Source organism: Sphingomonas kyeonggiensis (assembly GCF_030812785.1).
Classification (GTDB): domain Bacteria; phylum Pseudomonadota; class Alphaproteobacteria; order Sphingomonadales; family Sphingomonadaceae; genus Sphingomonas; species Sphingomonas kyeonggiensis_B.
This window is the reverse complement of sequence record NZ_JAUSTJ010000003.1, coordinates 759,507-784,262: the sequence shown is the minus strand read 5'-3', so window position 1 is coordinate 784,262 and position 24,756 is coordinate 759,507. Positions and strand designations below refer to the sequence as shown.

The 24,756-nt window shown below is 69.4% G+C and carries 26 protein-coding genes; 11 read left to right on the top strand and 15 right to left on the bottom strand.

Going from position 1 to position 24,756, the window contains the following annotated elements; all coding sequences use genetic code 11:
- Positions 1–68 precede the first annotated feature (68 nt).
- Together J2W22_RS21205 and J2W22_RS21200 are read right to left on the bottom strand one after the other, a co-directional pair.
- On the bottom strand, positions 69–749 hold the full coding sequence (locus tag J2W22_RS21205) for an ABC transporter ATP-binding protein (protein WP_183998125.1): 681 nt from the start codon (positions 747–749) through the stop codon (positions 69–71).
- 20 nt (positions 750–769) lie between these two features.
- Positions 770–2,077 carry an efflux RND transporter periplasmic adaptor subunit gene (locus tag J2W22_RS21200; protein WP_307120267.1) on the bottom strand — a complete coding sequence of 436 codons (1,308 nt, stop codon included), beginning with the start codon at positions 2,075–2,077 and terminating at the stop codon, positions 770–772.
- Between the two features lie 400 nt (positions 2,078–2,477).
- Between J2W22_RS21200 and J2W22_RS21195 the strand changes: the two genes are divergently transcribed.
- Together J2W22_RS21195 and J2W22_RS21190 are read left to right on the top strand one after the other, a co-directional pair.
- On the top strand, positions 2,478–3,875 hold the full coding sequence (locus tag J2W22_RS21195; RefSeq protein WP_307120266.1) for a sigma-54-dependent transcriptional regulator: 1,398 nt from the start codon (positions 2,478–2,480) through the stop codon (positions 3,873–3,875).
- Positions 3,865–5,190: a sensor histidine kinase gene (locus tag J2W22_RS21190; protein WP_307120265.1), complete on the top strand. Its 1,326-nt coding sequence runs from the start codon at positions 3,865–3,867 to the stop codon at positions 5,188–5,190. Before J2W22_RS21195 ends, J2W22_RS21190 begins: the two co-directional genes overlap by 11 nt.
- A 143-nt stretch (positions 5,191–5,333) precedes the next feature.
- On the opposite strand, the gene J2W22_RS21185 is transcribed toward J2W22_RS21190, so the two are convergent.
- Complete coding sequence (locus tag J2W22_RS21185) at positions 5,334–5,828, bottom strand: YkgB family protein (RefSeq protein WP_307120264.1); 495 nt, start codon at positions 5,826–5,828, stop codon at positions 5,334–5,336.
- A 111-nt stretch (positions 5,829–5,939) separates the two neighbouring features.
- Entirely contained in the window at positions 5,940–6,476 is a 537-nt protein-coding gene (locus J2W22_RS21180) for a carboxymuconolactone decarboxylase family protein (protein ID WP_307120263.1), read from the bottom strand.
- A 129-nt stretch (positions 6,477–6,605) separates the two neighbouring features.
- Here J2W22_RS21180 and J2W22_RS21175 point away from each other — a divergent pair, with 129 nt between their 5' ends.
- The gene (locus J2W22_RS21175) at positions 6,606–7,559 is read left to right on the top strand and encodes an AraC family transcriptional regulator (protein ID WP_307120262.1); all 954 of its coding nucleotides are present in this window, start codon (positions 6,606–6,608) and stop codon (positions 7,557–7,559) included.
- A 12-nt stretch (positions 7,560–7,571) separates the two neighbouring features.
- Here the strand turns inward: J2W22_RS21175 and J2W22_RS21170 are convergent, their stop codons facing one another.
- The 4 genes from J2W22_RS21170 to J2W22_RS21155 are packed head-to-tail and all read right to left on the bottom strand — an operon-like array spanning position 7,572 to position 10,521.
- Positions 7,572–8,045, bottom strand: coding sequence for a hypothetical protein (locus J2W22_RS21170; protein ID WP_307120261.1), 474 nt, complete (start codon positions 8,043–8,045; stop codon positions 7,572–7,574).
- Between the two features lie 12 nt (positions 8,046–8,057).
- The gene (locus tag J2W22_RS21165; RefSeq protein WP_307120260.1) at positions 8,058–8,933 is read right to left on the bottom strand and encodes a type II secretion system minor pseudopilin; all 876 of its coding nucleotides are present in this window, start codon (positions 8,931–8,933) and stop codon (positions 8,058–8,060) included.
- Positions 8,930–9,481 (bottom strand): PulJ/GspJ family protein, encoded by a 552-nt coding sequence (locus tag J2W22_RS21160; protein WP_307120259.1) that lies wholly within the window; start codon positions 9,479–9,481, stop codon positions 8,930–8,932. Before J2W22_RS21160 ends, J2W22_RS21165 begins: the two co-directional genes overlap by 4 nt.
- On the bottom strand, positions 9,478–10,521 hold the full coding sequence (locus J2W22_RS21155; protein ID WP_307120258.1) for an ABC transporter substrate-binding protein: 1,044 nt from the start codon (positions 10,519–10,521) through the stop codon (positions 9,478–9,480). The genes J2W22_RS21160 and J2W22_RS21155 overlap by 4 nt, the downstream gene beginning before the upstream one ends.
- Between J2W22_RS21155 and gspN the strand changes: the two genes are divergently transcribed.
- A complete protein-coding gene (gene gspN, locus J2W22_RS21150) occupies positions 10,521–11,237 on the top strand; it encodes a type II secretion system protein N (protein WP_307120257.1) in 717 nt (238 codons plus the stop codon). The genes J2W22_RS21155 and gspN overlap by 1 nt on opposite strands.
- Before the next feature lie 157 nt (positions 11,238–11,394).
- Here the strand turns inward: gspN and J2W22_RS21145 are convergent, their stop codons facing one another.
- The 4 genes from J2W22_RS21145 to gspL all read right to left on the bottom strand — a co-directional run bounded on the left by J2W22_RS21145 (position 11,395) and on the right by gspL (position 15,861).
- Positions 11,395–12,621, bottom strand: coding sequence for a type II secretion system F family protein (locus J2W22_RS21145; RefSeq protein ID WP_307120256.1), 1,227 nt, complete (start codon positions 12,619–12,621; stop codon positions 11,395–11,397).
- Positions 12,622–12,773: 152 nt separating this feature from the next.
- The gene (gene gspE, locus J2W22_RS21140; protein ID WP_444875422.1) at positions 12,774–14,249 is read right to left on the bottom strand and encodes a type II secretion system ATPase GspE; all 1,476 of its coding nucleotides are present in this window, start codon (positions 14,247–14,249) and stop codon (positions 12,774–12,776) included.
- 5 nt (positions 14,250–14,254) lie between these two features.
- Positions 14,255–14,752, bottom strand: coding sequence for a type II secretion system protein GspM (gene gspM / locus J2W22_RS21135; protein ID WP_307120254.1), 498 nt, complete (start codon positions 14,750–14,752; stop codon positions 14,255–14,257).
- Complete coding sequence (gspL, locus tag J2W22_RS21130) at positions 14,749–15,861, bottom strand: type II secretion system protein GspL (RefSeq protein WP_307120253.1); 1,113 nt, start codon at positions 15,859–15,861, stop codon at positions 14,749–14,751. The genes gspM and gspL overlap by 4 nt, the downstream gene beginning before the upstream one ends.
- An 81-nt stretch (positions 15,862–15,942) precedes the next feature.
- On the opposite strand from gspL, the gene gspG reads away from it, so the two are divergent.
- From gspG to J2W22_RS21100, 6 genes are all read left to right on the top strand, one after another.
- The gene (gene gspG / locus J2W22_RS21125; protein ID WP_307120252.1) at positions 15,943–16,404 is read left to right on the top strand and encodes a type II secretion system major pseudopilin GspG; all 462 of its coding nucleotides are present in this window, start codon (positions 15,943–15,945) and stop codon (positions 16,402–16,404) included.
- A gap of 5 nt (positions 16,405–16,409) precedes the next feature.
- Positions 16,410–16,892, top strand: a complete 483-nt coding sequence (locus J2W22_RS21120) for a prepilin-type N-terminal cleavage/methylation domain-containing protein (RefSeq protein ID WP_307120251.1) — start codon at positions 16,410–16,412, stop codon at positions 16,890–16,892.
- Positions 16,893–16,969: 77 nt separating this feature from the next.
- On the top strand, positions 16,970–17,410 hold the full coding sequence (gene gspI / locus J2W22_RS21115) for a type II secretion system minor pseudopilin GspI (protein WP_307120250.1): 441 nt from the start codon (positions 16,970–16,972) through the stop codon (positions 17,408–17,410).
- Positions 17,410–18,243 (top strand): type II secretion system protein N, encoded by an 834-nt coding sequence (locus tag J2W22_RS21110; RefSeq protein ID WP_307120249.1) that lies wholly within the window; start codon positions 17,410–17,412, stop codon positions 18,241–18,243. Before gspI ends, J2W22_RS21110 begins: the two co-directional genes overlap by 1 nt.
- A gap of 11 nt (positions 18,244–18,254) precedes the next feature.
- Positions 18,255–20,315, top strand: coding sequence for a type II secretion system secretin GspD (gene gspD, locus J2W22_RS21105; protein WP_307120248.1), 2,061 nt, complete (start codon positions 18,255–18,257; stop codon positions 20,313–20,315).
- A 52-nt stretch (positions 20,316–20,367) separates the two neighbouring features.
- On the top strand, positions 20,368–20,601 hold the full coding sequence (locus tag J2W22_RS21100; RefSeq protein WP_307120247.1) for a hypothetical protein: 234 nt from the start codon (positions 20,368–20,370) through the stop codon (positions 20,599–20,601).
- Positions 20,602–20,613: 12 nt separating this feature from the next.
- On the opposite strand, the gene J2W22_RS21095 is transcribed toward J2W22_RS21100, so the two are convergent.
- The 3 genes from J2W22_RS21095 to J2W22_RS21085 are packed head-to-tail and all read right to left on the bottom strand — an operon-like array spanning position 20,614 to position 22,048.
- Positions 20,614–21,066, bottom strand: coding sequence for a hypothetical protein (locus J2W22_RS21095; RefSeq protein WP_307120246.1), 453 nt, complete (start codon positions 21,064–21,066; stop codon positions 20,614–20,616).
- Complete coding sequence (locus J2W22_RS21090; protein WP_307120245.1) at positions 21,057–21,524, bottom strand: GspMb/PilO family protein; 468 nt, start codon at positions 21,522–21,524, stop codon at positions 21,057–21,059. The genes J2W22_RS21095 and J2W22_RS21090 overlap by 10 nt, the downstream gene beginning before the upstream one ends.
- Complete coding sequence (locus J2W22_RS21085) at positions 21,521–22,048, bottom strand: hypothetical protein (RefSeq protein ID WP_307120244.1); 528 nt, start codon at positions 22,046–22,048, stop codon at positions 21,521–21,523. Before J2W22_RS21085 ends, J2W22_RS21090 begins: the two co-directional genes overlap by 4 nt.
- Before the next feature lie 160 nt (positions 22,049–22,208).
- Here J2W22_RS21085 and J2W22_RS21080 point away from each other — a divergent pair, with 160 nt between their 5' ends.
- Positions 22,209–24,695, top strand: a complete 2,487-nt coding sequence (locus J2W22_RS21080; protein ID WP_307120243.1) for a PhoX family protein — start codon at positions 22,209–22,211, stop codon at positions 24,693–24,695.
- Positions 24,696–24,756 lie beyond the last annotated feature (61 nt).

Below are 24,756 nucleotides of genomic sequence, written 5' to 3'. Positions count from 1 at the left end.
GGAGAGGGGCGCTAGGGATCACTCCCCCTCTCCCCTGCCCTCTCCCCCGAGGGGGAGAGGACGTTGCATCATGCCGCGCGGCGGCGTTCCTGGAGGACGCGGCCGTCGAGCATCGAGACGATGCGGCCGGCGTAGTCGGCGTGCGCGGGCGAGTGGGTGACCATCACGATCGTCGAGCCCTCGGCGTTCAGGGTCTGCAGCATGTGCATCACCTCCTCGCCATGCTGGGTGTCGAGATTGCCGGTCGGCTCGTCCGCCAGGATCAGCTTCGGGCTGGCGACGAGCGCGCGGGCGACGGCGACGCGCTGCTGCTGGCCGCCCGAGAGCTGGCTCGGCCGGTGGCGGGCGCGGTGGGCGATGCCGGTGCGGTCCATCACCTCGTCGACGCGGCGCTTGCGCTCGGCGGCGGGGACATTGTGGTAGAGCAGCGCGAGTTCGACATTGTCACGGACCGACAGCTCGTCGACCAGGTTGAAGCTCTGGAAGATGAAGCCGATATTCTCCTTGCGGACATCGGCGAGCCTGCTCTCGCTGAGCCCGGCGACTTCCTGGCCGTTGAACATGTACGATCCCGAGGACGGGCTATCGAGCATGCCGATCATGTTGAGCAGGGTCGACTTGCCGCAGCCCGACGGGCCCATGATCGCGACGAACTCGCCCTGGGCGATTTCGAGGTCGATCGCGTCGAGCGCCGTCGTCTGCACCGTGTCGGTGCGGTAGACCTTGGAGAGTTCGCGCATGTGCAGCATCGGATTCCCTTTCTTTTCGGTCACTTGGTCAGGTCCAGGCGCGTCTTGTCGGTGAGGCCGGTATAGGGCGAGGTGATCACCTTCTCGCCGGGCTCGAGCCCTTCGAGCACCTCGACGAAATCGGTGTTGCGGCGGCCGAGGCGGACGTTGCGCTTCTCCGCGCTGCCGCCGCCGGGGGCGACGACGAATACCCAGGCGCCGCCGGTGTCGTTGTAGAAGGCGCCGTTCGGGATCAGCAGCGCGGGCGCCGGATCGCCGAGGGTGAGGCGCGCCTGCATGGTCTGGCCGCGCTGGAGCTGGGGCGGCTCGGTGCCGGCGAACTGCAGGTCGACCTGGAACTGGCCGTTCTGGACCTGCGGGTAGATCTTGGTGACCTTGGCGCCGTAGCGCTTGCCGCCCCAGTCGAGCGCCGCCTGCTGGCCGAGCTGGACGCGGCCGAGATAGAATTCGTCGACGCCGGCGATCAGCTTGTTGCGGCCCGGGCTGTCGATCTGGCCGACGCGCTCGCCGCGGCCGAGCGACTGGCCGACCTGGACCGAGAAGCCCGAGAGCTGGCCGGCGACCGGGGCGCGGAGCTGGAGCGCATCGAGATTGGCGCGGGCGATGGCGAGGCCCGACTGCATCGACTTGGCCGCCGCCTGCTGCTGCGAGAGCTGGCTGCCCTGAAGGCGCGCGTCGGTGCTCTGGCTGCGCCTGAGGGCGGCGAGGTTGCGCTGGCTCAGCTCGTAATCGGCCTCGGTGTCGGCGAACTGCTTGCCCGAGACGAAGCCGCGCCCGGCGAGCGGCTTCTCGCGCTCATATTGGCGTCGTGCCTTGTCATAGACGGTCTCGGCGGCGAGCACGGCGCGCTCGTTGGAGAGGCGGGTCTGGGCGAGCGCCAGCTCCTGGCTGCGCATGTTGTTGATCTGCTGCTCGACCTCGGTCTGGCGCGCGAGCGTCGAGAGCTGGAGCTCGGCGTTGGAGAGCAGGGCGATCGGCTGGCCGGCGGCGACGGTGGCGCCGTCCTCGACCAGCATCTTCTCGACCCGGCCACCCTCGACCGCGTCGATATAGACGGTGAGCAAGGGGGTGACCCGGGCACGCAGCGGCATGAAATCGTCGAACGTGCCCTTGGTGACGGTGGAGATGGTCAGCCGGTCCATGCCGACCGTCTGGCTGGCGCCCGAGGGGGCGAACCACCAGAAGCCGAACGCAGCGAGCAAGGCGGCGACCGCACCGAGCGCGATCTTCACGCGCAGCGACAGGCTGCGCTTCTCGACGACCTGGTCCATCCCGCTGCCCGAGACGGCCCCTGCCCCCCTGTCCTTCTGCATCCGTAGCACTGTCATGTCCCCTATCCCCGCAATTGCCGTGCCAGCCGCGCCTCCTCAGGCGATCCGGCATCGGCGGCGTGGCAAGTGTTCGATTTCGGACAGGAGCGTCCGGAATCGAACGCCACCCGTAACGATATGATGCCGAGCCGGAGCACGGCCTGACTGCCGGCGGCGTCCATCCGCAGGTCGAAACCGACAGGGCCGCGGGGCAGGCACAGGAGGAGAAGCGCCGCCGCGACGACCGCTCCCTTCCGAACCAGGCTCCCCCGAAGCTGCACGATTTCCTCCTCCGGCATGCGCGCCGTTCATCGGAGTGTCAGCATGAGCCGTGCCAATTGCGTCCACAGGGGGACCAGGGCTTGGCACGCAAATTGATTGTCCGGTTCCGCACAGTAGATGTACGGGAGTGGCCATCATGGGGGATCCGGAATTCGATTTCTGCGTCGTGATCGACGACGACGACGACATCCTGATGGCCTCGCGGCTGCTGCTGCGACGGCTGTTCAAGGATGTGGAAGCGGTGCGCAGCCCCGAGGAGGCGCTGCCGCTGATCCAGGCGCGCACGCCCGACGCGGTGCTGCTCGACGCCAATTTCGCGCGCGGGGCGACCAATGCGGCGGAGGGGCTGGCCTGGCTCGACAAGCTGCTCGGCATCGATCCCGAGATGGTGGTGGTGATGATCACCGCGCATGGCGGCGTGCAGGTCGCCGTGTCGGCGATGAAGCGCGGGGCGACCGACTTCGTCTCCAAGCCCTGGTCGAACGAGAAACTGCTCGCCACCGTGCGCACCGCCGCGTCGCTGCGGCGTTCCCGGAAAGCAGTGAGCGGTGGCGGCGCGGTCCCCGCCCCGGCGCAGCAGGCCGGCGCCTCGCCGCTGCTCGGCAGCTCGCCGGTGATGGCGCGGGTGCACTCGCTGATCAGCCGCGCGGCGCCGACCGATGCGAACGTGCTGGTGCTCGGCGAGAACGGCACCGGCAAGGAGCTGGTCGCGCGCGAGCTGCACCGGCAGTCGCTCAGGGCCAACCAGGTGATGCTGACCGTCGACTTGGGCGCGGTGAGCGAGGAGCTGATCGATTCGGAGCTGTTCGGCCATGTGAAGGGCGCCTTCACCGATGCGCGGACCGACCGGGTGGGGCGCATCCAGGCGGCGGACGGGGGAACCCTGTTCCTCGACGAGATCGGCAATCTGCCGCTCCGCCTCCAGCCCAAACTGCTCACCGTGCTCGAGCAGCGCCAGGTGACGCCGGTGGGCGCCAACAAGCCGGTGCCGGTCAACATCCGCGTGATCGCCGCGACCAACCTCCCACCCGAGAAGCTGCGCGACGAGAGCCACTTCCGCCAGGATCTGCTCTTCCGCCTCAACACGGTGGAGATCGACCTGCCCCCGCTGCGGTACCGCCGCGAGGACGTGCCGCAGCTGATCGAGCATTATCTGGAGCATTACGCCAAGCGCTATGGCCGGCCCGTGCCCGCCCTGAGCCCGGCGGCGCGGATGGCGCTGCTCGACCATGACTGGCCGGGCAATGTCCGCGCGCTGCGCCACGCCCTGGAGCGCGCGGTGATCCTGGCGCGCGACGCCGCGCTGGAGCCCGAGGATTTCGCGCTGGTCCAGGCGATGCCGCGGATCGTGCCCGCCGCCGCGGTGACGCCCCCGCCGGCCCGCCAGAGCGACGACCTCAATCTCGAGCGGGTCGAGCGCCGGCTGGTCGAGGAGGCGCTGAAGAAGCACGGCTACAATATCTCGCTGGCCGCCAGCGAGCTCGGTCTTTCGCGCGCCGCGCTCTATCGCCGGATGGAGAAGCATGGGCTTTGACCGGCGCTTCACGACCGGCCTGATCACCTGGGTGGTGGCGCTCGCGCTCGCGCTGGCGGCGACGGTGCTGGCCTTCTTCACGCCTGGGCTGGGCGCGGCGCGGATCGTCGCGCTGCTGCTCGTCGCCGGGGCGATCTGGGGGCTGTGGCAGCATGTCTCGCGCACCAATGCCGCCGTCGCCCGCTTCGTAGAGGCGCTGCACTTCGGCGACACTTCGGCGCGTTTCGGTGGCGCGAGCGGCGGCGGGTTCGAGGCTCTGGGCACTGCGCTGGACGGCGCGATGGACCGGCTTCGCGAGCGTCAGGCCCGAGCCGCGGCCGAGACGCGCTTCCTCGAGGCGCTGGTCGACGACATGCCGGTCGCGCTGCTGACCATCGACGGCGAAGGCCATGTCGAGCCGGCCAACAAGGCGGCGCGGCGCCTGTTCCGCGGCGTCGGCGGTGCACGGGCCGAGGACTATGCCGTCTATGGCGCGACGCTGGCCAAGAGGCTGGCAGGCGGCGACGCGGCCGAGGAGATACTGCTGCTGGCGATCGAGGGACGGACGCAGCGCGTGCTGGTCCGATCGGGCACGCTGGAGCGGCTGGGGCGGAGCATCCGCGCGGTGACGGTGCAGCCGATCCAGGGCACGCTCGATGCCGTCGAGATGGCGGCGCAGACCGACCTGGTCCGCGTGCTGACCCATGAGATCCTCAACTCGCTGACCCCGGTGACCTCGCTGGCGGCGACCGCGGCAGACCTGCTCGACGATCCCGAACTGGCGGGCAATCCGCGGATCGGCGACGCGCGCGCGGCCGTCTCCACCCTCGCCCGGCGCGCGCATGGGCTGGGGCATTTCATCGAGGCCTATCGCGCGGTGGCGCATACGCCCGAGATCCAGCGCCAGGCCTTTGCCGCCCAGCCCTGGGCCGAGGAACTGGGCCGCATCTTCGCCGCGCGCGAGCCGAACGTGCCGCTGACGGTCGACGTGGCGCCGGCCCGGCTGGCGATCGACGCCGACCCGGACCTGCTCGCCCAGGTGCTGATCAACCTGCTCCAGAACGCGGCGCAAGCCATGGCCGGACAGGAACGCCCGCCGGCGCTGGCGCTGCGGCTGTTCGAGGACCGCGAGGCGCTGGTGATCGAAGTCGAGGACAATGGCCCCGGCGTGCCCGAAGGGCTGCGCCAGGACGTGTTCCTGCCCTTCTTCACCACCCGCGCGACAGGCACCGGCGTGGGGCTGAACCTCGCGCGGCAGATCGTGGTGGCGCATGGCGGGAGCATCGATGTGGGCGATGCTGCCGGCGGCGGGGCGGTGTTCCGGATCTTGATTTAGGAGGTGGACGAGAAGACCGAGGAGATCGCGCGGTTGATCCTCGATTTCATGGCGCGCCGTCCATGAGCGCCCGCCGCTTCCAGTTCACCGGCAAAAGGAAAGCGGCAACCCGCCGGGCCACCGCTTTCCTGGATAAGGCCTCGTCAGTTTCGGCTCGCCGCTTCGACTACTCGGACCGCGTCCTGCCGGAGCAGGTAAAGAGAGACCGCAAGCAACACGAGATCCTTGAGGAGGAAGGCCGCGTTCATTGCCATCGCTGGGAAGCCGCCAGCCTCGGCGTTCCAGCCATCGGGCACGAATGGCAGAACCGTCAGGGTCGAGACGAAGGTGGCGACCGAGCCGATCGCGCCAAGCATCCCGGCTTTCTTGTTCCAGAACCCCAGAAGCAACAGGGTGCCGAAGGTCCATTCCGCGCTACCGAGGAAGATCGCCGTGCCATGAATGCCGAGGACGGGAATAGTCCAGGAGATGAAGGGGCCGTGCGTGATGATCGGGAGCAGCCCCCTTATCTCCGCCTCGAACCACTTGTCATATCCGAACCAGGCGAAAATGATCACCATCGCAATGCGGAGCAGGTGATAGTCGAGATCTTCCTTCAGCAGGCCCGAACGGCTCAGCAGATTGGCGATATAGGTCATGTTCCCTCCTGTTGGTAAGCCAGCGCCCTGCGCTGAACACCCCGATTCAGATTTGATTTGGATTGGTGCCCAAGGAGGGGCGCCGGCCAGTGGCGCCCCGATCCGGTAGGGTCAATCGACGGGCGGAAAATCGACCGTGGTGTCGTTGATCCGGTTGAACATGTTGGTGAATACGGTCACCGCAATCGCCAGGCTGATCTCGACGAACTGCTCGTCCGTGTAGCCGGCGGCCCGGATCGCCTGGAACTCGGCGTCAGACACCGTGCCGCTTGTCTCGATCAGCAATTTCACGAAGCGGACAAGGGCGTCACGCTTCGCATCGCCCGTCGACACGCCGGCGCGAATCTGACGGAGTGCATCCTGCGACAGACCTGTCATCTTGCCGAGCAAGCTATGGGCGGCGATGCAGTAATGGCACTCGACGACCGTGCTGACCACGGGCTTGATCGTCTCCTGGTCCTGCCTGGACAAGGTGCCGGAGGCGAGAACGCCGTCCGCCTCCAGAATGGCCTTCAGTGCCTGGGGGCCGAGCGCGCCGATGGCGGCATAGGTGTTAGGGACGCCACCGGCCTTTTTCTTGATAGCGGCGTAGACTTCCGCGGTGGGGCCGGTCGCGCTTTCCAAGGCGGGCGTGTGGATACGGGGCATGTCGGGCTACCTTTCTTCTTCGAGCCGCCCGTCTCGGGCGATGCCTGCTATCTATGACCACGCCCTGAGATTGATAATTCTCGATATGCTCTATAACATGCTCCAAAGTATCATTCCTGGGAGAGAATAGTGCCAGATGCCACGGACTGGCTGAGCAGGCTGCTGCAGATGGTCCCGGTGCGCGGCCAGATAGACTATCGGTGTTTCCTGGGGGCTCCCTGGCGCCTCGACAATGGACCGTTCGAGCGGACGGAGATTCCCTACCATATCGTGCTGGGGGGCTCCGCGTACCTCGAGGATGCGGCGGGCGGTCCCCCGATCCGCCTCCTCGCCGGCGATATCCTCCTGCTGCCGCACGGCGACACGCATATCCTTCGGGACGCGAGCAACCTCCCACCGTCGAGCGCACATGCAACGGTCGGGCCCGCGCTCACGGTCGTCGAGAATGACGGTGTGGGCGAGCGGCTCGACATGCTGTGTGGCCGCTTCGTTCTGTCCTCCGCACACGAGAAGCTGATCCGCGCGCATCTGCCGAACCGCTTGATTGTCAACGCCGCGGAAAACAGCCCTGGCGCTGCCCGGCCGGGGGCTGGCCAGCATCTTGCCAATCTGGTTGGGCTGCTGAGGCTTGAATCGGCCGAGGAGCATCTCGGCGGGCTCGCGATGCTCAACGCGCTCTCGACCGCGATGTTTGCGCTCGTGCTGCGGCTGGCCAGCGAAACCCTCAAGATACCGGAGGGCCTATTGGCGCTTGCCGGCAATCCGCGCCTCGCCCCGGCACTCGCCGCGCTCTTCAATCAGCCGGCGTACCCTTGGACGCTTCCTGAGCTTGCAGCGCTTTGCCACATGTCACGCGCGACCTTCATCCGACAGTTTCAGCAACGACTGGGAAAGTCGGCCTCGGACTTGCTGACCGACATTCGCATGACGGTCGCCGCAAACGAACTGCGCGGCTCGAACGCCCCAACTGGCGTGGTCGCGGATAAGGTTGGCTACCAATCGGAGGCGGCCTTCCAGCGTGCGTTCAAATTGCACATGGGAGAGACGCCATCGAAGTATCGCAAGCAGCACGCCATCCCTTAAAATGCCGGTGTGTCAGCCCTGCGACACCGACACCCGAAGCTTTCGCAAGCCATCGAGGAAGGCGTCGGGATGCCGCAGGCGTAGCTCGACGCGGCGAAGCCTGAGGCCTGCATAGGTCAGCGTGATGCGCTGGCCGAGCAGGCCCGTGTGATCGACCACCTCCCGGATGGCCGAAATGTCGAGATCGTGATCGAGGCCATAGATTTCCGGCAGGAAGAGCAGCGTGAACGGAAACATGGGCGTGATGACGAGGCGCTCGGGCGTGAGCACCACCATCAGGCAGTTCCGGGCGCCGCCTATCCTCCCCCATGGCGTATCGAGCGAGCGGCCGGAGCAGCCGCGCTCGGAGAACAGTGCATTCGGCGGAGTCCGTGGAACGATCGGCTTTCCGCGCCGCCTTCGAAGCACGACCGAGGCAGCAATGGCCAGGATGACCCAGCCGACCGCGAGGAAGGGAAACCAGGCGAAGGTCGCAGGATCGGTCATGAGGGGGTTCGCTCAACGGGCCGCGGGAAATGCCGGTGCCTCGGGCGGCACCGACGCCCCCCGCCAGCGCTCGACCACGCCGACCGCGATCTTGCCGTCGGGGCGCTGGACGCGCTGGATCAGCACCGCGGCCTGCTGGCTGGTGCGGCCGATCGTCACGCGGGTGCGGACCCAGAAGGTGCCCGAGCGGAAACCGGCACCCCAGGGCAGCGACAGGTTGAGGTCCGACAGGTCCTTCAGGGTCAGCTTGCCGTTGCGCTGGCGGATCTCGGCGAGGCGCTGGGCGACGAGCGGATCGCGGAACAGCACGCGCAGCATCTCGGGATCGGCGGCGTTGAGGTTGATCGTGGTCGTGCCGGGAAGCGCGGTCACCAGCCGCTCCATCCGCGCCGCCGCCTCGGGCTCGAACCCGGCGAGGCGGATCGGGCGGACGTCGGTGAGCGGACCGTAGAGGCGGACATAGCTGATCGCCTTGACCGCGTCCTCGGTCGACAGGCCGACATCCTTGGCAATCGTCTGGAACAGCACGATCGCGCCGGCATCGCCTGCGCGCAGGCTGTTGAGGTTGAAGCGCCCCTCGGCATCGGCGATGGCGAGATCGAAGGTGCCACCCTCGATCGGCGCGCCATTCTCCAAGAGCTTGGCCCAAGGTTCGGTCTGATTGTCCTCGTTCGGCGCGGCGATCATGTCGCGGCGGAGGGCGACCACCGCCGACAATTCGCCGCCGCGGACCACCGACAGGGCGCGCGCCGCCTCGCGGGTACGGAGGGCCCGATCGAGCGCCAATTCCTCGCGATTGATTAGCAATAGCACAAGGCCGGACGCGATCGCGACGAACATCAGCACGTTGACGAGGATCATCCCGGCTTCGTCTTCGCGGCGGCTCATTGCTTGGGATACTCCGCCTGATCGGGCAGCGTGACGACGCGGCGCAGCGCGCCCGGCGTGCCGCCCGGGCCGACCGCCTGGAGGTCGATCTCGATCGCGCGGGGCCATTTGTCCTTGTCTTCCTCGCGCATCGGCCAGCGATTGGCCCAGGCGCTGCCGTCGAAGAAGCGCCAGCGGACATTGGCGACGCCGCCGACCACGGTCTGCACCATCGGGCCCGATCCGCGGACGAGGTTGCCGTTGGCAACCGAATATTGCAGCGGCACCGCCGGCCCGCCGAAACCGGGCGCGGCGCGGGTGAAGTTCAGCTTCTCGCCGCCGCCCGAGACGGCGCCGAACGAAATCTGGTCGATGTCGCTCGACACCACGAACATCGCGCGCTGGAGATCGGCGAGCCGGTCCATGCGCTTCTCGGTGCGCCCCTGCACCTTGATGATACCGTCGACCAGCGCGAGCCCCGCCACCGCGATCAGCGCGAACAGGCCCATCGAGATCATCAGCTCGATCAGGGTGAAGCCGGTTTCGCCGGCTTCGGGGCGGGATTTCACGACCCTGAGCTCGACGCCACGGGGGTATAGCCGGTGGGGCCGGCGACCAGGATGGCGAAGTCCCGGGCGACCGAGCCGTCGGTGCGGAAGCGGACCGGGCCGGTGACGCCGTGGAAACCCTTGGCGTCCATCAGCCCCTCGACGCCGAGCCGGTTGTCGGCGCGCAGCGTGTTGGCGATGCCGGCGGCGTCATAGGCGAGCGCGGCGATCGTGCCTGGATCGCCACCGTTGCGCGCCTGGAAGGCGCTGGCGAAGGTGCCGAAGGCGTTGGGATCCGGGCTGGCGAGCCAGGCGCCTTCGAGCGCGGCAAGCGCCTGGGGGCGGTTGTCGAGCGCCTGGAAGGTGCCGAGCAGCTGGACGCCGGTCTCCTTGAGCGCGCGGGCGGCGGCAAGGACGGTCTCGCCAGCGCCGGGGAGCAATACCGCGTCGGGCGCCTCGCCCGGATTGGGCAGCGGCTGGCCGGGCTTAACCTGGAGGATGTTGACGGTGATGCCGATCTCGCCCTCGCTCTTGCCGGCGGCGATGGCGGCGGCGGCGCTCCACGGCGAGCCGTCGTCGATCATCGTGACGGTCTTCACCCCGCGGGTGCGGGCATAGCGCAGGACCGCGGTGGTCACCTGGCCGGCGGTGATCCCGAAGATCCAGGTGCCGGGCGCGCGGAGCACGCTGTCGTTGCTGAAGGCGATGACGGGGATGCGGCCGGCGACGGTGCTGGAGACGGCGGGGACTTCCTCGGCCGAGAGCGGGCCGAGGATCAGCGCCGGCTTGAGCTTCAAGGCCTGGGCGGCGGCGGCAGCGGCGCCGGCGGCGGTGCCCGCGGTGTCAAAGCTCTGCACAAAGGCGTTGTTTTCCGCGAGCAACGCGGCCTGGCGCATGCTAAGCCCCAGCCGCGCTCGCGGGCCCGTGAGCGGCAGCAGCAGGGCGATCGGGCGCTTGTCCTTCTTCTTGTCGGCTGCGAACACGACAGAGGGAAGCACGACCGATGCCGCTGACGCGACCAGGCCTGATTGCAGTGACTTCAGCAGGGTCCGTCGATCCATTGCCGACTCTGGGAGAGGGTAGCGGGGCACGGCGGTCTATTATCCTCTTCGCCCTGATCGGCATAGGGGCGTATCTGCTCGCGCTGCTCGTGACGATGCCGGCGAGCGTGATCTTCAGGAACACCGGCTGGCGCACGGGCGTGGCGGGCACGGTGTGGAACGGCGAAGTGGGCGTCGCGGGCGGGGCAACCTTCGCCTGGCACATGGCGCCGCTGCGCTCGCTGACCAGCCTGGCCTTTGCCGCCGACTGGAAGGCGACCGGGCCGGACACCGACCTGGGCGGGCAGATGCTCCGCCATCTGGGCGGACGGACGGTGCTCGACCATATCAGCGGATCGGCGGACGCCAGCCTGTTCAAGGCGCTGCAGCCCAATTTGCCCTTCACCTGCAATCTGACGATGCAGATCGAGATGCAGCGGATCGCGACCGGCAGTGGCGCGCGGATGGCCGACGGCAAGGTGACGACCGATCCGGGCAGCTGCCGGGCCAAGAGCGGCGGCGGGCCGGTCGCGGTCCCCGCCCTGCTGATCACCGCCGAGCATGTCGGCGACCGCACCACGATCCGCGTGGCGCCTTCGGCCCAGCGGCTGAAGACGCTGATGACCGCGGTGCTGCGCGAGGACGGCGCGCTCGACATCTCGATGACACAGGAGGGTGCGGCGGTGCTACCGTTCGTGGGGCTGCCGGGCGGCGCTACGGTGCAGGGGCAGATGTGACGGCGCAGCCGCCATCCCCTTCTTCTTTCCCCGGCGAAGGCCGAGGCCCAGTCTTGACAGTGCGCGGCGCAGGCGCGCTACCGCGCGCGATTTTTTAATAGGGCTGGGCCCCGGCCTTCGCCGGGGAAAGGCAAGGTCGTCGGGATGATGCTCTAGTTCAGAGCCCCACCAGATTGTTCAGGTTGATGATCGGCAGCAGGATCGCCAGCACCATCATCAGCACCAGACCGCCCATCACCAGCAGCACCAGCGGCTCGACCAGCGCGACCAGGGTGGAGACGAGCGCGTCCAGCTCGCGCTGAAGCTCGTCCGAGGCGCGGCCGAGCGCGGGGGCGAGGCGGCCCGAGCTCTCGCCCGAAGCGACGATCGCGACGAGCATCGAGGGGAAAACCCCGGCCTCGCTCATCGCCGCGCGCAGGCTGATGCCCTCGCGCACCCGCGTCGCGACGCCGAGCGCCTTTTCGCGGACCCAGCGATTGGGGGTGACGGCGGCCGCGGCGTGGAGCGCGTCGACCAAGGGCACGGCGCTGCCGACCAGCGTGGCGAGGCTGCCGGCAAAGCGGGCGGCGCTCAGCTGGCGGCTGAAGCGGCGGAACGGGCGACGCTCGGAGAAGAAGCGGTCGATGCGCAGGCGATTGGCGGGCACGCGGGCCCAGCGCCCGAAGACCAGGCCGACCACCGCGAAGCCGAGCAGCAGATAGAGCCCGAAATTCTGGAGGAACCAGCTCACCGCGATCAGCGCCCGGGTGAGGAACGGCAGGTCGGCGCCGCGCGAGACGAAGACCTTGACGATGTCCGGCACGATATAGACGAGCAGCAGCGCCATCATGCCGAAGGACACCAGCGCGAGCAGCGCGGGGTACATCAGGGCGAGCTGGAGCTTCTGGCCGTTGGCCTGGCGGTTCTCGACGAACCCGGCGAGATGCTCGAGCACGCTTGGCAGCTTGCCCGACGCCTCGCCCGCCGCGACCGAGGCGCGGTAGAATTCGGGGAAGGCCTTGGGGTGCTGGGCGAGCGCGGCGGCGAAGCTGCGGCCGTCGAGGATCGCGGCGCGGACGTCCAGAAGAAGGCTGCTGGTTGCCGTCTGCTCGGACTGGGTGGCGACGAGGCGGAGTGCCTCCTCGATCGCGATGTCCGAGCCGACGAGCGTGGCGATCTGGCGGGTGACGGTGGCGAGCGCCTTGGACGAGATGGTGCCGCGGCGGAATTTGGGAAGCTGGATGCTGCCGAGGCGCGCGCCCTTCTCGGCGGCGACTTCGACCGAGAGCGGCAGCAGCGCCTGCTCGCGCAGCAGCGCACGGGCGGCAGAGGGGCTGGAGGCCTCGATGATGCCCTTCTTGGCGGCGCCGGAGCGGTCGGCGGCGCGGTAGGCGTAGGCGGGCATTTTCTAAATCCTCCCCGGAACGGGGAGGGGGACCAAGACGCGAAGCGGCTTGGTGGAGGGGTCCCGCCCTCCACGCACGATAAGGCTGGAGGCACGCGGGCCCCCTCCACCACTCGCTGCGCGAGCGGTCCCCCTCCCCGTTCCGGGGAGGATCATGCGTCGTCCCTCACCACCCGCGCCACTTCCTCCACCGTCGTCACCCCGGCCTTCACCTTGGCGATGCCGTCGTCGAGCAGGCTGGGATTCTCCTTGCGGGCATGGGCCTCGAGCTCGGCCTCCGATGCGCCGTCATGGATCAGCTTCTGGAACCTGTCGTCGACCGCAACGACTTCGTACAAGCCCGCGCGGCCGCGATAGCCTTCGCCATGGCACTCGGCGCAGCCGACCGCGCGCCAGATCTTCTTGCCGGGCTTGATCGCACCGCCGAGCAGGAGCGAATCCGCCTCGGTCGCCTCGTCCTGCGTCGCGCAATTCTGGCAGAGCTTGCGGACGAGACGCTGGGCGCAGAGGCCGACGACCATCGGGGCGAGCAGATAGCGCTCGACGCCCATGTCGATCAGGCGCGTCACGGCGCCGACCGCGCTGTTGGTGTGGAGCGTCGAGAGGACGAAGTGCCCGGTCATCGACGAGCGGACGGCGACCTGGGCGGTCTCCTGGTCGCGGATCTCGCCGACCATGATCACGTCGGGATCCTGGCGAAGGATCGCGCGAAGACCCCTCGCGAACGTCATGTCGGTGCGCGGATTGACCTGGGTCTGGCCGATGCCGGCCATTTCATACTCGATCGGATCCTCGACCGTCATGATGTTGCGCTTGCGGTCGTTGAGCTTGTTGAGCGCGGCGTAGAGCGTGGTCGTCTTGCCCGAGCCGGTGGGGCCGGTGACGAGCAGCATGCCGTGCGGGCGCTCGAGCAGGCGGGTGAACACATTGCGGTCGCGCTCGGACATGCCGAGCACTTCCATGTCGAGGCGGAGCGAGCCCTTTTCGAGCAGGCGCATCACGACGCGCTCGCCATGCTGGGTCGGGATGGTCGAGACGCGGGCGTCGACGTCATGGCCGCCGATCCGGAGGGTAACGCGGCCGTCCTGGGGGATGCGGCGCTCGGCGATGTCGAGCTTGGCCATCACCTTGATGCGGCTGACCAGCAGCGGCGCGAGCGCACGCGGCGGCTCGATCATGTCGCGCAGCACGCCGTCGATGCGGAAGCGGACGACGAGGCGCTTTTCCTGCGTTTCGATATGCACGTCCGACGCGCCTTCGCGCACCGCTTCGAGGAGCAGCGCGTTGATCAGGCGGATGACAGGTGCATCGTCGCGGGTGTCGAGCAGGTCATCGACGCTGGCCGCGCTGTCGGCAAGCGCAGCCAGGTCCATGTCGCCCAGGTCGATGTCGGCGGCGGCGCCGGCACCCGAATAGGCGGCGCTGAGCGCGGCGTCGAACTGATCGTCGGGCAGCGTGACGAAGCGCGCGGCGGGGGCGAGACGCTGGACCTCGAGCAGGCCGTCGAGCGCCGCACCCGCCTTGTGGACGCACTCAAGCCCGGCATCGGTGACGCGCAGCAGCACGCCGTTCCTGCGCGCGAAGCTGTAGGGCAGCGTGGTCGGCGTATCGTCGGTGAGGATCAGCATCTCGTTCATGTGCCGAAGTCCACGGTAGCGCTGACCCGGCCGGGCGTGGCGGTGCGCTGGATGTCCACGCGCCGGATGCGCAGGCTGGAGGTCGCCGAGAGATCGGCGAGCCAGGCCATGACGCTGTCATAGCTGCCGTCCGCGATCGTCGCGCGGGCGCCGCCGGTGATCGGGGCGACCGTGGCGGTGAGGCCGAAGCTGCCGGTCGAGCCGTTGATCACGTCCGCCGGCGAGCCCTGGCGGCGCTGGGGCTGGCCGGACGAGAGCGTGCCCGCGGCGCGGATGCGCGCGGTGAGCGTCTCATAGGTGCGGATGTCCTGCAGCGCCGAGGCGCGGGCGGACTGGAGCGGCTTGATCACGCCGAATACCAGCACCAGCGCGGCGAGGCACAGGGCGAGGCCGCCGAGCATCACCTGCTCGCGGCGGCTGCGGCCGTTCCACCAGCCATCGAAGCGGATCAGCGCGGCGTCGAGCGCCGGCATGCGGGCGAGAATCAGTCTCATGCGGCGCTCGCCGTAATACGGATCGCGCCTTCGGGCGAGCGGACGACCTGCGCCCCTATTCCGGCGCCCTTCAGGGCAGCCTCGATCTGGCCGGCGAGGCCGGCATCGGCCGAGGCATCGAGATCGAGCGTGAGCAGCTTGCCCTCGAAGGTCATCGCGCGGACCGTGATCGCCCCCGAGAGCGGCCCGAGCGCGCCGGAGACGCGATTGGCCAGCGGCAGGAAGGGCTGTGGCACCCGGCCACCGCCTCCGCTCGGCAACATGCCGGTGATCGAATTGGCGAGATCCTCGCCCAGCGTCACGCCTGGCGCGGCGAGCGCAGCGGTCGCCCGGGTCTCCGCCTCGCGCCGATCGGCGATATTGCGCAGCATTATCACATCACCGAGCGCGATCACGACATGCGCGGCGGCGCCGATCGCGGCGACCCAGGCGAATTTGCGCCAGAGGTTGGAACCGCCGGTCTTGCGGACGGCATACGCACCCTGGCGGAGGTTGAGCGTGGCGACCGCGGCGCCAGCGGCAGGGCCGAAGGCGGCGGGATCGAGCGATGCCGCGCCCTTCTGCATGTCGTCGGGCAGGCGTTCGCCATAGCTGGTGATGCCCGGCCGCTCGGCTGCTTCCCAGGCGGGGCGCAGCAGTGGCGCGGGGACTTCGAAGCCGGTGCCGTCCGCTACGCGCACCGCTGCGCGGCCGCCCGACTGGGACACTGCCCAGCCCTCGTCTGGACGCGGCATGGTCAGCACGTCGGGGACCATCGCGGCATGGCCGATCCCGGCTTCCTCGGCCTGGGCAACCCAACGGGCCATCACCTCGTGCCGGACCACGCCGACCAGATAGCGGTGGGGCGCGACCTGCTCGCCCAGCGCGAGATGCACCGAATCGACCGGCTCGGCGATTCGGTCCTCGATCGCGAAGGGCAGCGCCGCGACGCGCCTGGCGTGGCTGGGCAGCGGCAGGTCGACCGCCAGCAGCCGCACCTGTCCGGTGGGGACGAGAATGGTTGCGGGCCAGTCGCGCACGGTTATGATCAGGCGGTCACCCGCCAGCGTCCACACGCCCGCGGCGGGCGGTAAATTTGGGTCGGGCGCACCCGGGGCGTTTGGGCTCATTGTCACATTTGCTTCATGGGCAGGACGCATGGGGCGGGGATGCGCATAGTTTTGAAACAGTTCCATGACATCGCACCGCGGGTGCGTACTGACATTGCACCTAAGGTGCAGGACCGCAAGCACGCCGTTCCCGAAGGCGAGGCCGGTTTGACGCTCATCGAAATGATGATCGTGCTGGTGATCATCGCCATCGTCGCCGGCCTGGTCGCGATGAACGTGATGGGCCGCCCGGACGAAGCCAAGGCAACCGCGACCAAGAGCAACATCGCCGCCATCTCCGGCGCGCTCAAGATGTACCGGCTCGACAATGGCGATTATCCGACCACCGAGCAGGGCCTGAAGGCGCTGGTCGAGAAGCCGACCGCGCCGCCGGTGCCGTCGACCTTCCCGCAGGGCGGCTATCTCTCCGCTCCGGCGCTCGACGCCTGGGGCAAGCCCTATGAGTATAGCTCGGAAGGCGGCAGCTTCACGATTCGCTCGCTCGGCAAGGACGGCAAGGTCGGCGGCGAAGGCGTGGACGCCGATATCGACGGCAAGGGCTGATCCGCATGCGGGGGGCCGACATCGCCGTGCGCCCCTCCGAAGCGGGCATGACGCTGATCGAGATGATGATCGTGCTGGTCATCATCGGCGTGATGGCGGGCACGGTGGCGCTCGGCATGGGATCGGTGACGCGCGCGCCGAGCGTGGAGACCGAGGCGCGGCGCCTCGCGACCCGGCTCCAGGCCGCCGCCGACGACGCGATGCTCGGCGACCGGACGATCGCCTTCACCGTGCAGAAGAACGGATACGGCTTCGCGACGATCGCCGCCGACGGCAAGGCCCTGCCCCGCACCGACGACGCGTTCGGCTTCCACAAGCTGCCCGGCGGCATGGTGATGACGCTGAGCGTCAAGCCGCCGGTGGTGCTGGGCGTGGACGGCGCCGGCCGGCCGATGCAGGCGGTGATCGAGAGCGGACCCAGGCGCTGGACGGTCGTCTATGACGGGATGACCGTGCGGGCGTTCCCGGTTGGGGCGCTGAAGCTGTGACGATACACGCCCTCCTCCTCAATTCCTTCCCCGGAAATGGCGTTTCCGGGGGAGGGGGACCGCGCCCGCAGGGCGTGGTGGAGGGGGTTTACTCCCCTGGGGATGGCCCGTGTGGCGACGCCCCCTCCACCACGCCGCTACGCGGCGCGGTCCCCCTCCCCCGCTTCGCGAGGGAGGAGAACGGCTTCTCCCTGATCGAAGCGCTCGTCGCGCTCGCCGTCCTCGCCATCGCCACCGTCGGGCTGATGCGCACGGTCGAATCGCACATCGATTCGACCCGGGCGATGGAGCGCCGGACCACCGCCATGTGGGTCGCCGAGAACCGGATGGCCGAGCTGCAGGCCAATGCGCCGGGCCGCGACCAGGTCGAGATGATGGGCCAGCAATGGCGCGTCGCGGTCGAGAAACGGCGGACCGACGATCCCGAGATCGAGCGCGTCCGCATCCAGGTGTTCGCCGGGCAAGAGAAGAGCGCGCTTGCATCGCTCGACGGCTTCGTGGACGGACGGAAGCTGTAATGACCGCGCTCACCCTCACGCCGCGCCAGGCGCGCATCGGGCTCAACCTGTTCACCGGCGCGGTCGTCGTGTCGGTGGCGGTGGCGCTCGCCGGACTCACCTGGCGGATCGCCGGCCATGCCGGGACCGGCGCGATCACCGTCCCGTCGGGGACAAGCGGCCCGGCAGTGACGCCCGATATCGGCGCGGCGGTGGCGCTGGCCCCGTTCGGCAAGCCCTCGGTCTCCGAGGCGGGCCAGGCGACCGCCTTGCCGCTCGAGCTGAAGGGCGTGATCGCCGCCGGCCCGGGCGACCTCTCCAGCGCGTTCATCTCGGTGAGCGGACAGCCGGCCAAGGCCTACAAGGTCGGCGACAATATCAATGGCGCGACGATCCAGGCGATCCTGCGCGACCAGGTGATCCTGGCGAATGGGGGCCGCAACGAGTTCCTCGCCTTCCCCGATCCGACGCTGACGCCCGAGCAGCGCCAGGCCGCCGCCGCGGGTCAGCCGGCAGCCGCGCCGGCCAATCCGGTGACGACCGGCCCCGGCACGCCGCCGCCGGCGCGCACGCCGGGCGCCCCGCCCGCTCCCGCCCCGGCGCCGCCCGCCGCAACGGTGGCCGGCATCCTCCAGCGCTTCGATGCCAGCCCCGTCCAGGGCGGCTATCGGATCGGCGACAACGGCCCGCCCGGCATGGTGGCGGGCGACGTGATCCAGTCGGTCAACGGCACCTCGCTGTCCGACCCCGCCGCTGCCCAGGGCGCCTTCGCGGCCGCCCAGGCGAACGGCAATGCCCAGATCCAGATCCTGCGTGACGGGAAGCGTATCACGCTTACCGTGCCGCTCCGTTAGAAAGTGCTCCCGTGAAGATTCGCTCCGCCATCGCCGCATTCGCGCTCGCCGGGATCGCCCTGGATACGGTTGCCATCGCCCAGACGGCACCCGCCCCGCAGGATGCCGGCACCGGCGACGTGGTGGTGAACATGCGCGGCGTCGAGATCTCCGACGTCTCCGACCAGATCTCGCGCATCACCGGCCGCACGCTGATCCTCGATCCCGCGGTGAAGGGCGTGGTGACCGTCACCTCCTCGACCCCGCTGTCGCCCCAGGGCGTGTGGGAGCTGTTCCAGTCGGTGCTGCGCGCCAATGGCTTCGCGGCGGTGCGCTCGGGCCGCGCCTGGCGGATCGTGCCGGCCGCCAATGCGGTGCGCGACGGCGGCATTCCGAGCCGCGGCGCATCGGGCCAGGAGCTGGTGACGCGGATGGTCCGCCTCCAGAACGTGCCGGCCGCCGATGTCGCGCGCGTGGTGCGCCCGCTGGTCGCGACCTTCGGCAGCGTCGAGCCGCTGAGCACGCCCAACGCCGTGGTCATCACCGACTATGCCGACAATGTCCGCCGGGTGGAGGCGATCGCCCGCCAGCTCGATGGCGGCAGCGGCGCGACCTTCGTCACCTTCTCGCTGAAGAACGGCAACGCCACCGACGTCGCCCAGGCGCTGCAGGGCGTGCTGGGCGAAGGCACCCGCGTCGCCGCCGATGCGCGCAGCAACACGGTGATCGTGCGCGGCACCCCGGCCTCGGTCGCCGAGGCCCGCAAGATGCTGGTCTCGCTCGACCAGCCGGGCGGCGCGACGCCGATCACCCGCATGTTCCGCCTGAACTATGCCGACGCGGAGACGGTGACCGATGTGCTGCGCGGCGTGCTCGGCCAGGGCGACAGCGCCGACAATCCCGTGGCGAAGAGCCTGGGCTCGGGCAGCTCCAATCCCTTCGCCCGGCTGAGCCAGGGCAACCAGAACCTCTCCGCCCTGCCCAACAGCTCGGCCTCGACCAGCGGCGGCATCGGCAGCGCGATGCAGAGCGCCAACACCAATGGCGCGACGATGCAGAGCGTGCAGACCCAGACGCCCCGGGGCTTCTCGACGCCCGATCTGAACGTGCAGCCGGCACCGGAGTTGAACGCAGTGGTGGTGCGCGGCACCCCGGCCGCCATCGCCGCGATCGAGCCGCTGATCACCGATCTCGACGTGCGCCGCCCGCAGGTGCTGATCGAGGCGGCGATCGCCGAGATCACCGGCGACGATGCCGAGGCGCTGGGCGTGCAGCTGGGCACCAGCGGCGCGGTGCTCGATCAGGTGAAGGGCGGTGCGACGTCGTTCGACGCGACCGGAGGGCCGTCGCTCGGCACGATCCTGACCGCGCTGGGCGTGCCGGCCGGCAAGGTGCTCGGCACCGGCCTCAGCGCCAATGTGGCGATCGGCGACGATTTCTCGATCCTGGTGCAGGCGCTGGGCAGCTCGACCCGGGCCAACCTGCTCTCCACGCCGCAGATCACCGTGCTCGACAATGTCGCGGGCGAGTTCGTCTCGGGCCAGAACGTGCCGTTCCTGACCGGATCGATCCTGACCGACAGCTCGACGGTGAACCCCTATACGACGATCGAGCGCAAGGACGTGGGCATCACCCTGCGCGTGCTGCCGCGGATCAATGCGGGCGACACGATCCGGCTGCAGGTCAACCAGGAAGCCTCGTCGATCGCCGCCGCGCAGACCGCCGCGGCTTCGGACCTGGTCACCAATCGCCGCGCGATCACCACCACCGTGCTCGCCGACAATGGCCAGACGATCGTGCTCGGCGGCCTGACCGCCGACGACTATATCGACACGCGCCAGCAGGTGCCGATCCTGGGCGACATCCCGATCGTCGGCGAGCTGTTCAAGAGCCGCCGCGAGCAGCACCAGAAGCGGACGCTGTTCATCTTCCTCAAGCCGACGATCCTGCGCGACGGCGCCGACGCGGCGGCAGCGTCCCAGGACCGCTACAACCGCCTGCGCGCCGACGAGATCGCCAACACCAAGCGCGGCAGCCTCCTCCTCGCCCCGCCGACGCCGCGGCTGACGGTGGAGATCGACGGGATTTATTGAGCGGCGGGGCAGTGCGCGGTCGGCTGGCCATCTACGGGAGCATGTTCATCCGATGATCGCACTCCGCCTAATCCGCTCCCTCGCCACCCATATCACGCTTCAGCTGCTGGCAGTGGCATGCGCCATTGCATATGTTCTTCTCGGCAACGCGCTCCCCGAATTTGGAGGGCGATTGCTGGCGGGCGCTGTACTGGCCTGGCTGCTCGGCGCTTTGACGTGGCGTTTCGTCAAAGTCGCGAAGAATTTGGCCGGCCGTGTGCCGGAGGAAGTCGATCGCAGGAGCTAGGCGTGCGAAGCTCTACTGGGCAGTGTTGTCCGTGCCTGCCTCGCCCCCATCCGGCCCGATCGGCAGCGGCACGCGCACCCGTTCCGCGCCACGGGTGAAGAAGGCGGCGTCGATCGCCAGGCTGGCGAGACTCCAGCCATCGACGCTTTCCCCGATCCGAAGCGTGCGGGTCGCGCCGGCGCTGGCCTTGACCAGCGCGACTGCGTCGACGTTCAGCCGGCCGACGATGCCGACCAGCTGCGGGGCGTCGGCGGGCGCCTCGGCCGGCTCGGCGCCGCCGAACAGCGGGCGCTCATAGACACGGGCGAGCGCGGGCATCGAGCCGGCGCCGATCGGGGCGGGCACGGGCGGCGCCGCGGCGCCCTTCCCCGCCTTGCCGGGCAGCAGCAGCGCGAGCGGCATGCCGATCGCGAAGGCGCCGGCGATGCCCAGCGCGATCCATTCGGGGCGGCGCTTCATTGCCATGCCGCGACCACCTCGCCGATTAGCCGCACGCCACCGCCCTCGGGGATCGGCTCGATCCGCCAGCTGCGCATACGCATCAGCGGCCTGCCGCGCTCCAACGCGTCGGCGAGCGCGACCACCGCCTTCTCCGCCCCCGAGACGCGGATGCGCAGCGCCACCACGCCGGCGGGCGCCGGGGCGGTGGCGATCTCCTCGACCAGCACACCGCCCTGCCGCGCAAGGCCGTGGACGCGCTGCATGATAGCCGCCCGGCCGGCCGCCGGATCCGCAACATGCAGGCCGAGGCCGGGGGCAAGCAGCGGCGGCGGGGCCGCCGGCTGGGCCGTCAGCGCGGCGAGCTTGGCATGCTCGGCACGCGCCGCGGCGAGATCGCCCAGCGCAGTGCCGGTGGCCGGCGCGAGCAGCAGTGCCACGGCAAGCCCGGCGATCCCACCGATGAGCATCGCGGGCAGCTTCACTGGGCATCCTCGCGCATCGAGACGATCATCGCCGCGTCGGTGCGGCGCTGGCTGGTGTTGCGCATGCCGGCGAATTCGGGCGCGCGGCGGATCGCGGCGCGCAGCGCGTCAGGGTCGCCACCGGTCACGTCGAGCTCCAGCCCGCCATCGCCGGTACGCTCGACCCGGGTGAGCTTCGCCTCGGGGGGCAGCGTGCCGGCGAGCAGCTCCAGCACCACGCCCGGCGCAGCCCGGCCTGCCGCATTGGCGAGCGCGGCACGCGCCTCGCGCGCGGCAGCCTCGGCCTGGAGACGCGGCGCGACCTGTTCCTGCAACCTCAGTGTCGCACGTTTTTCATGCCGGGCGAGCAAGGTCGCCCCGGCCAAAGTGAGCAGCGGCCCGGCCGCGAGCAGCAGGCCGAACGCCGCCGCCGCGCCCCGCCCTCCGCCGGGCAGGCGCAGACCGGCGAGCGCCGCGGCCAGGCGGTGCGACAGGCTGTCCGCCTGGGGTTCGGGCGGGTCGGTATCGGGCTTGCCGGCGTCCATCGCGCGCCTGCCTAGCCGCTGCGGCCGCTCCGCGCAAAGCGTCACGCGGCGGAAACACAAAAGTCACGTTAACGAAACGACAATCGCATGCTGGCGTCATTTCGCGCTTCCAAGGACCGGGCGACCGGGTCGCCAGTGACTCGGCTGCTTGGGGGTTTCCATGACCAATCTCACCGAGACGGGCTTCGGCTATACCGACGGCGACGTCGATCAGAACATCCACAACACCGGCCCGTCGCTGAACGAGCTGGCCGACCTGCGCTATTCGCGTCGCCAGACGCTGCAGCGCGGCGGCACGGCGATCGTCGCGGCGACGATGGGCGGCTCCGTCCTCGCGGCCTGCGACAGCACCAACAGCAACGATCCGCTGAGCGCGCCGACGATCAGCGCCGGCACCGCCGGCACCACCAGCTCGGGCAAGACGGTCACGCTCACCGGCACCGGCTCCGCCGAGGCCTATGCCTGGACCCAGGTCGCCGGCCCGGCCGTGACGCTGACCACGCCGAATGCGCTCACCACCAGCTTCCTGGCCCCCTCGGTGGCCGCCGCCACCAAGCTGACCTTCCAGCTCGCCGCCGCCAACAAGACCGGCACCGCCGGGATCTCGACCGTCGACGTCACCGTCAACCCGGCCGCGATCGGCTTCGCCGCCGTCGCCAAGAACAAGAACGACGTCGTGACCGTGCCCGCCGGCTACACCGTGCAGATCGGCGCGCGCCTGGGCGATCCGATCACCGGCGGCGCCGCGGCCTACAAGAATGACGGCACCGACACCGGCTTCGCCAACCGCATCGGCGACCATGGTGATGCGCTCTACTGGTTCGGCCTGAACAGCGCCGGCGCCCGCGACGACAATAGCTCGACCCGCGGCCTGATCGTGCAGAACCACGAGAACATCAACCAGCAGTATCTCCACGCCACCGGCGCCAGCCAGCCCGGCGGCGTCCGCCCCGAGGCGGAAGCGCTGAAGGAGATCGAGTGCCACGGCGTCTCGGTCGTCGAATATTCGGAAGGCGCCAACCGCGCCTGGACCTTCTCGGCCACCTCGACCTTCAACCGCCGCGTCACCCCGAACACCCCGGTGGTGTTCAACGGCCCGGTGGCCGGTTCGGACCTGATCAAGACCCCCTATTCGACCGCCGGCACCACGGGCCGCGGCACGATCAACAACTGCGCCAACGGCTACACGCCCTGGGGCACGCTGCTGACCTGCGAAGAGAATTGGGCCGGCTATTTCCGCCGCTCAGGCGACAATGCCAACCGCACCGCCAAGGAGCTGACCGCGCTCAACCGCTATGGCGTGACGAGCACCTCGGGCAGCTATGGCTGGTCGACCGTGGTTCCCGCCGACGGCACCAACACCACCTTCCGCCGCTGGGACGCGCGCGCCACCACCGGCGGCACCGCGACGACCGACTGGCGCAACGAGCCGAACCAGTTCGGCTGGGTCGTCGAAATCGACCCCTATGACAAGAGCAAGGCACCGCGGAAGCGCACAGCGCTCGGCCGCCTGGGCCATGAGGGCTGCTGGCCCGGCAAGTTCGTCGCCGGCACCAAGCCCGCCTGGTACATGGGCGACGATTCGCGCCGCGAGTACATGTACAAGTTCATCTCGAACACCGCTTGGGCCGCCGCGGATGCGACCGCGGCCGACCGCCTGGCGATCGGCGACAAGTATCTCGACGCCGGCACGCTCTACGTCGCCAAGTTCAACGCTGACGGAACCGGCACCTGGCTGCCGCTGGTGTTCGGCCAGAACGGCGTCACCGCCGCCAGCGCGATCTACCCGTTCGCCGACCAGGCGGACGTGCTCGTCAACGCCCGCCTCGCCGCGGACGTGGTCGGCGCGACCCCGATGGACCGTCCGGAATGGACGGCGGTGAACCCGGTGACCGGCGAGGTCTACCTCACCCTCACCAACAACAACGCCTCGCTGCGCCCGCTGAACGGCACCGATGCGGCCAATCCGCGCCACTATAACGATCCGTTCGGCGCTGCCGCCACGGCGCAGTATGGCAATCCGAACGGCCACATCATCCGCATCAAGGAAACCAGCACCGAGTCGGTCACCTTCACCTGGGACATCTATGCCTTTGGTGCCGGTGCGGACCTCGACGCGACCAACATCAACCTGTCGGGCCTGACCGCGGACAACGACTTCTCGTCGCCCGACGGCCTGTGGTTCGGCCGCTCGAGCAACGCCTCGGGCCTGGTCAAGCCGCTGCTGTGGATCCAGACCGACGACGGCGCCTATACCGACGTCACCAACTGCATGATGCTGGTCGGCCAGCCGGGCACCGTCGGCGACGGCGGCGCGCGGACGATCACCAACACCGGTACGGGCGGCGCGACCGCGACCCAGGCGACCCGCATCGGCGCGGCGCCGGGCGCGAGCCTGAAGCGCTTCCTGGTCGGCCCGGTCGAGTGCGAGATCACCGGCGTGGACTCGACGCCGGACGGCCGCACGCTGTTCGTCGGCATCCAGCATCCGGGCGAAGGCGCTGCCAGCTTCCCCGCCGGCAACCCGAACGCCCCGACCAGCCACTGGCCGGACAGCCAGGCGACCGGCACCGCCGGCGCCACGGTCCGCCCGCGCTCGGCGATCGTGATCATCACCAAGAATGACGGCGGTATCGTCGGCCTCTGATCCGCACGGATCGGTGAAACAGAGAGGGAGGCTCCCGCAAGGGGGCCTCCCTTTTTGTTTG

What these genes read in the sequence shown, in the direction of transcription:
- J2W22_RS21205 (WP_183998125.1), bottom strand. Translation starts at nt 749, where the DNA reads ATGCTGCACATGCGCGAACTCTCCAAGGTCTACCGCACCGACACGGTG.
- J2W22_RS21200 (WP_307120267.1), bottom strand. Translation starts at nt 2,077, where the DNA reads ATGACAGTGCTACGGATGCAGAAGGACAGGGGGGCAGGGGCCGTCTCG.
- J2W22_RS21195 (WP_307120266.1), top strand. Translation starts at nt 2,478, where the DNA reads ATGGGGGATCCGGAATTCGATTTCTGCGTCGTGATCGACGACGACGAC.
- J2W22_RS21190 (WP_307120265.1), top strand. Translation starts at nt 3,865, where the DNA reads ATGGGCTTTGACCGGCGCTTCACGACCGGCCTGATCACCTGGGTGGTG.
- J2W22_RS21185 (WP_307120264.1), bottom strand. Translation starts at nt 5,828, where the DNA reads ATGACCTATATCGCCAATCTGCTGAGCCGTTCGGGCCTGCTGAAGGAA.
- J2W22_RS21180 (WP_307120263.1), bottom strand. Translation starts at nt 6,476, where the DNA reads ATGCCCCGTATCCACACGCCCGCCTTGGAAAGCGCGACCGGCCCCACC.
- J2W22_RS21170 (WP_307120261.1), bottom strand. Translation starts at nt 8,045, where the DNA reads ATGACCGATCCTGCGACCTTCGCCTGGTTTCCCTTCCTCGCGGTCGGC.
- J2W22_RS21165 (WP_307120260.1), bottom strand. Translation starts at nt 8,933, where the DNA reads ATGAGCCGCCGCGAAGACGAAGCCGGGATGATCCTCGTCAACGTGCTG.
- J2W22_RS21155 (WP_307120258.1), bottom strand. Translation starts at nt 10,521, where the DNA reads ATGGATCGACGGACCCTGCTGAAGTCACTGCAATCAGGCCTGGTCGCG.
- J2W22_RS21145 (WP_307120256.1), bottom strand. Translation starts at nt 12,621, where the DNA reads ATGCCCGCCTACGCCTACCGCGCCGCCGACCGCTCCGGCGCCGCCAAG.
- gspE (WP_444875422.1), bottom strand. Translation starts at nt 14,249, where the DNA reads ATGCTGATCCTCACCGACGATACGCCGACCACGCTGCCCTACAGCTTC.
- gspM (WP_307120254.1), bottom strand. Translation starts at nt 14,752, where the DNA reads ATGAGACTGATTCTCGCCCGCATGCCGGCGCTCGACGCCGCGCTGATC.
- gspL (WP_307120253.1), bottom strand. Translation starts at nt 15,861, where the DNA reads ATGAGCCCAAACGCCCCGGGTGCGCCCGACCCAAATTTACCGCCCGCC.
- J2W22_RS21120 (WP_307120251.1), top strand. Translation starts at nt 16,410, where the DNA reads ATGCGGGGGGCCGACATCGCCGTGCGCCCCTCCGAAGCGGGCATGACG.
- J2W22_RS21110 (WP_307120249.1), top strand. Translation starts at nt 17,410, where the DNA reads ATGACCGCGCTCACCCTCACGCCGCGCCAGGCGCGCATCGGGCTCAAC.
- J2W22_RS21100 (WP_307120247.1), top strand. Translation starts at nt 20,368, where the DNA reads ATGATCGCACTCCGCCTAATCCGCTCCCTCGCCACCCATATCACGCTT.
- J2W22_RS21095 (WP_307120246.1), bottom strand. Translation starts at nt 21,066, where the DNA reads ATGGCAATGAAGCGCCGCCCCGAATGGATCGCGCTGGGCATCGCCGGC.
- J2W22_RS21085 (WP_307120244.1), bottom strand. Translation starts at nt 22,048, where the DNA reads ATGGACGCCGGCAAGCCCGATACCGACCCGCCCGAACCCCAGGCGGAC.
- J2W22_RS21080 (WP_307120243.1), top strand. Translation starts at nt 22,209, where the DNA reads ATGACCAATCTCACCGAGACGGGCTTCGGCTATACCGACGGCGACGTC.